The 4,378-nt window shown below is 53.4% G+C and carries 4 protein-coding genes; all 4 read right to left on the bottom strand.

Going from position 1 to position 4,378, the window contains the following annotated elements:
• Positions 1-62: 62 nt before the first annotated feature.
• The gene (locus ATY29_RS33455) at positions 63-950 is read right to left on the bottom strand and encodes a hypothetical protein (protein WP_097537531.1); all 888 of its coding nucleotides are present in this window, start codon (positions 948-950) and stop codon (positions 63-65) included.
• A complete protein-coding gene (locus tag ATY29_RS33450) occupies positions 947-1,486 on the bottom strand; it encodes a hypothetical protein (RefSeq protein ID WP_097537530.1) in 540 nt (179 codons plus the stop codon). The genes ATY29_RS33455 and ATY29_RS33450 overlap by 4 nt, the downstream gene beginning before the upstream one ends.
• Positions 1,479-3,368: a hypothetical protein gene (locus tag ATY29_RS33445; protein WP_133118226.1), complete on the bottom strand. Its 1,890-nt coding sequence runs from the start codon at positions 3,366-3,368 to the stop codon at positions 1,479-1,481. The genes ATY29_RS33450 and ATY29_RS33445 overlap by 8 nt, the downstream gene beginning before the upstream one ends.
• A gap of 342 nt (positions 3,369-3,710) precedes the next feature.
• Positions 3,711-4,378, bottom strand: a 668-nt coding sequence (locus tag ATY29_RS33440) for an IS5 family transposase (RefSeq protein WP_097537532.1), incomplete at its 5' end; no start/stop codon positions are given.

Raw genomic sequence — 4,378 nt, 5'->3', positions numbered from 1 at the left:
GAACGATACCTAAAAGGCGGGTCAATTCTCGGTGGAAACGCCGGGTCAGCTCTCAGTGGAAATCAACAGTCTAGCAGATCTGAAAACACATCGATCGGAACGGTCGCAAAGGTCGCTTGGCCTTTCTCAAAGACCGGCACGCTGAGAATTGTGCGGCCACGCTCGCGTATTGACTTAATGCCGTCAGTTACCAACTTCCTTATATCGCCGGTGCCAGCGCCGCTTGCGAGCGCTGCCAGTTCTCGCGGTACCTGTTGGATAAATGGAAGGAAATCCGCTTCGCCGACAAAACCTTGCCGCATCGCGGCTGTGGTCAGTCCAACGGCGCCGCAAGTTCTCAATCCTGCTGATCGAAACAAGCTCGCGATACCATACATGTTCTGGCCTGCGAAAGTGTTTGGTTTTTGAAGCAGGTGGTCTTTTAAGGTTTCCACATCCTCCGGAGAAGGGGTCGCGGGATTTGAGCGCTCGGCGCTTCGTTGCGCACCGGTCAAAGTTCGCTTCTGGTCGAAGCGCGGCGCTCGGCGCTTCGGCAGGTACGAGAATTCGTCTTCGAGGACACGATAGAAGCGCTCGATGACCTCGCACACGAATTCAGCGCGCTCAAGAGTGATCGTTAATTCGCTGTCCTCCTTGAGAGCAACGATGGTACTGCTGCGGCGGGCGTTGTTTACGAGGAAGCGTCTGAGGACATTCTCGTCTACGTGCCGATAGTCGATCTTTCGACGTTCCAAGTGATCCCAAAATACGGAGAGTATTCGGGAATGCTTTAAGCACGTCGACGACGGGTAGCGCGAAGCCATGAAATTCAAATACAGCGTGATAGGTAAGACTAGGCCACTCTTGCTATTTAATACCAGGGGATGTCCCCGTGCGTCGATGTCACCGAGAAAGTGGTATTCGTCAGCAAGTCTTACCTTTGTCTCGTACAAGCGCTCGACGTCAGTCATCTACGAACCTCATCAAGCAGATCAAGAAGATTGGTTCGTCGGCCGGTAACCAGGTAGAGCTCGTCGCAGATCCTTTGCATTGAGTAAATCAGGTAGGCGTTCTGTTGAGCCAATGCATCGTTCGTCTTCCTCAGTGCATCGTTGGCTTGCTTGTAGTCTTTCACCTCGTCACGAAAAGCGCGCTCGAGCTTTTTCCTCTTATTCTCGTATTGCTCGAGGTAGGCGCCGTACTTTCCATTTGGCGAGACCGTTGACTTGGAACCCAGTTTGTAAAGGCCCAGATCCTCATGTTCCCAAGCATGAAATTCTGAAGGGTTCGTAGGCCAATACTCTGTATCAGGTAGATCGCCGCGGAGACGTCGATTCAGCAAGTAATCCATGAACTCGAGCTTGCGCCGGAAAGCCTCTACGGTGAGGGCCTCCCGCTCGTGGTCAGGCAATTTGTTCTTGTCGCGTCCGTGAGGAGCGTCAGGAAACCGAGGGGTCCACTCATCAAGCGTAGTGACGCGTCGATCTACTTTTTTCTTTCTACCCAAACTGAGCCGCCCATTTCCATGTTACCTTCTCCTCGTAGCCGCGCAGGCCGGCAAGGCGTTCCTCTAGTACCGTGCGCTGTTCTCCTCTCGCTCGTTTTAACGCGCTCTCGCAACGGGTAATTTCCTCCTCCCAGTAAGGCCACAACTCGGGGAGAAGAAAGTGATGGATGCAGTTTCCGCAGGTGAGATCCTCGGCGAAGGCGTGGTCAACGTCGCTGAACGTTTTGATATCTACCTCAAGAGCTTTGGCTTTTGCTTTTAGGCAGTTGGCGGCCATCAGACAATTTAGCGTCCGATCGCAGGTGCAGAACCCATTGCCTTCCGGATGCGGGCGAAACGCTTTCCCTTCAGCCAATTGTCTAATTAGAGAGTTCAACGCATCATCCGCTGCGACCGCGTCATGGACGTCAACCACGTTGCCAAGTTGTTCTGTTATTTTTGCCAAATCGCGCATGAGGTGCAGACCTGCGACGCCCGCGAGCTTCGTCTCACCCTTCGAGGCAGAAAGAAGGATGTCAAAAACAAAAGCGCGACCAATTTCCTCGAAATCTTCCATCCGGGTGGCGTCTTCGGACCGCCCGCGGCTTTCCTTCGCCGTCGCGTTTGCTTCGTCCAGGAGCTGCAATGAATTTCTAGCCGCGGTCGCGAGATAGGCTCTGGTCACATCGAGATTGAGATGCATCATGTGTAGCGATAGTGCCGGCAGGCTCGGGAACCGATAACGGTAGAAGTATGTGATCGCGAAGAATTTTCGAAACTGATGTGCCGCGAGTTCGGTTTCGGTGCCGTCGGTAGAATTCTGAACTTGAAGCCACCTGCCGTATGATTTCAGGCGCCTGGAAAGATCGAGGTCAACTGCGCCGCCAAGAACCGGGTCCAATATGTCGAATAGGTACTCGCTGGCGTGTCCTGTCGCCTTCTTGAGATTCTCCATCACGTCTATCGCAAGCTTAACCGTTCCGGATATCGGAATTGTCGCCGTATGAGCACCTTTGCCGACGGACCGATTTTTCAGCTTTCGAATTGGTGTCCGCAACCACAGTTGGCCCTGCTTATCGGTGGTCACCGAGCCGACATGTTGAGAGTCGATCTCATCCTTTCGCCGAGCTGTTCCCATGGCATACACGCACGAGACCGCGATTGGTATGAATACTAGAGCCAGAGTTCGAAGCGAAACGGCCTCTGATAACTCGGTGTTTTGTGTGTAGTCACTGCTCAGGCGATTGAGCCCGAGTGAGGAGAGACGACTATCGATAAATGTTCGATCAGCAAGCGGAAGGATGAACCCTGGCCTTAGCTTAGCGACGAGATCGATAAGGAATGGCGTCAGTGGATCCGTGAGAAATTGCAAAGACTTGCTGAGCAGATGGACGACTTGATTAGGGTGGAGTTCCTTGGTTGAGCCCTTGTCTTTCGACCACTTTTTGACCTCTCGCTCGATCTCTCTTCGATTAACATACGCGCGGAACGGTATCGGATCGTGGGATAGTACGTCCCTAAGTTTATCTAGCCAAAGCCAGGGTTTCAGAAGTTCCGTTGCTCTGCTGAGAGATAGTTTCTTGGTCGAGGTTCGAGCCACCTTGGGTTTGCTAAGTTCACGGAACGCAATGCCTTGGGCGCCGAAGTATTCCTTAAGTCTCTTGACCTCTTCGGGGGGCACCGATGCAATGTGATTGACCCCGAGGAGCCTTGCAACTGCGTCGAAATCAACTTCTTTACGTATGTTCAAAGGGATCGAAAGGCTTTTATCAGCGAAAGCTGACATAACTGTCGTCGTTCGTTCGCTGTATTGAACGAGGTTATAGTGGCCCCCATTCTTTAATCGCTCAACATATTTTCGCTTGACTTCGGGCGCGAGTTTGCTGTTGCGATCGATACCCATGGCAACGCGAGCGCGGACAAACGTTAGGAGTGATGCGTAAACTATAGCAAGCGCTTCGCGAGAGGTTATCCATCCTCTCGGTCTGGGTTGTACGCACTCGCTCAAAATAAGCTTGATCGTAATGAGATCATATTCAAATTCGGGATCTGTAAGGAGCCTTTGATTAGGGTACGGAGTGATCGGTACGGCGAAGTCGATCACTGCTGGCCGCCTTTTAGTCCGCGACTTGTTCCCAATGTCGGTAAACCATCGGCTGTCGCTTGCCACACAGTCTACAAAGCAGGGGGGCAAGGCCATGTCTGCGAAGATCTGGTGATGCTGAGAGCCTGACTCGAAAAGGTTTCAATGATATCCGTACCTTGCCAAGCGTCGTGTCAGGACCCGGATGTGGGCGATACTAATCCAGGCCTCGGCTGATGCGACGGACTTTTCCCAGTCCTTCGCCAGTCGTCGGCATCTGCCAAGCCATGCGAAGGTGCGCTCCACGACCCAGCGACGCGGCAGAACCTCGAAGCCCTTGGCCTTGTCGGTTCGCTTGACGATCTGGAGAGTGAACGCAGCGATCTTTTGCAGTGCGCCCTTCAGCTTCGGTCCGGCATAACCACCGTCGGCGAAGATATGCCTCAACCATGGCCAGCGCCTGAGAATGGTTTTGAGGACGGCAGGCGCGCCGTCGCGATCTTGAATATCGGCGCTGTGAACCATGAGGCCGACCATCAGTCCGAGCGTGTCGACGACGATATGACGCTTGCGTCCCTTTATCTTCTTGCCCGCGTCATAGCCCGAAATTCCGCCGCTTTCCGTGGTTTTCACGCTTTGACTGTCGATCACGCCCGCAGACGGCGAGGCTTCCCGGCCTTCCAATTCACGTGCCTCCATCACAAGATGATGGTTGATCCGGCCCCATAAGCCTGTCGCTCGCCATTCGTAGAAATAAGACTGCACAGTTGTAAAAGGTGGAAAATCTCTGGGCATCATCCGCCACTGGCACCCCGTCGTGGCGATGTAAA

The organism is Rhizobium hidalgonense (assembly GCF_002914525.1).
Taxonomy (GTDB): Bacteria; Pseudomonadota; Alphaproteobacteria; order Rhizobiales; family Rhizobiaceae; genus Rhizobium; species Rhizobium hidalgonense.
The sequence above is the reverse complement of the archived record's forward strand: the minus strand, read 5'-3'. Positions and strand labels throughout refer to the sequence as shown.

What these genes read in the sequence shown, in the direction of transcription:
- ATY29_RS33455 (WP_097537531.1), bottom strand. Translation starts at nt 950, where the DNA reads ATGACTGACGTCGAGCGCTTGTACGAGACAAAGGTAAGACTTGCTGAC.
- ATY29_RS33445 (WP_133118226.1), bottom strand. Translation starts at nt 3,368, where the DNA reads ATGGGTATCGATCGCAACAGCAAACTCGCGCCCGAAGTCAAGCGAAAA.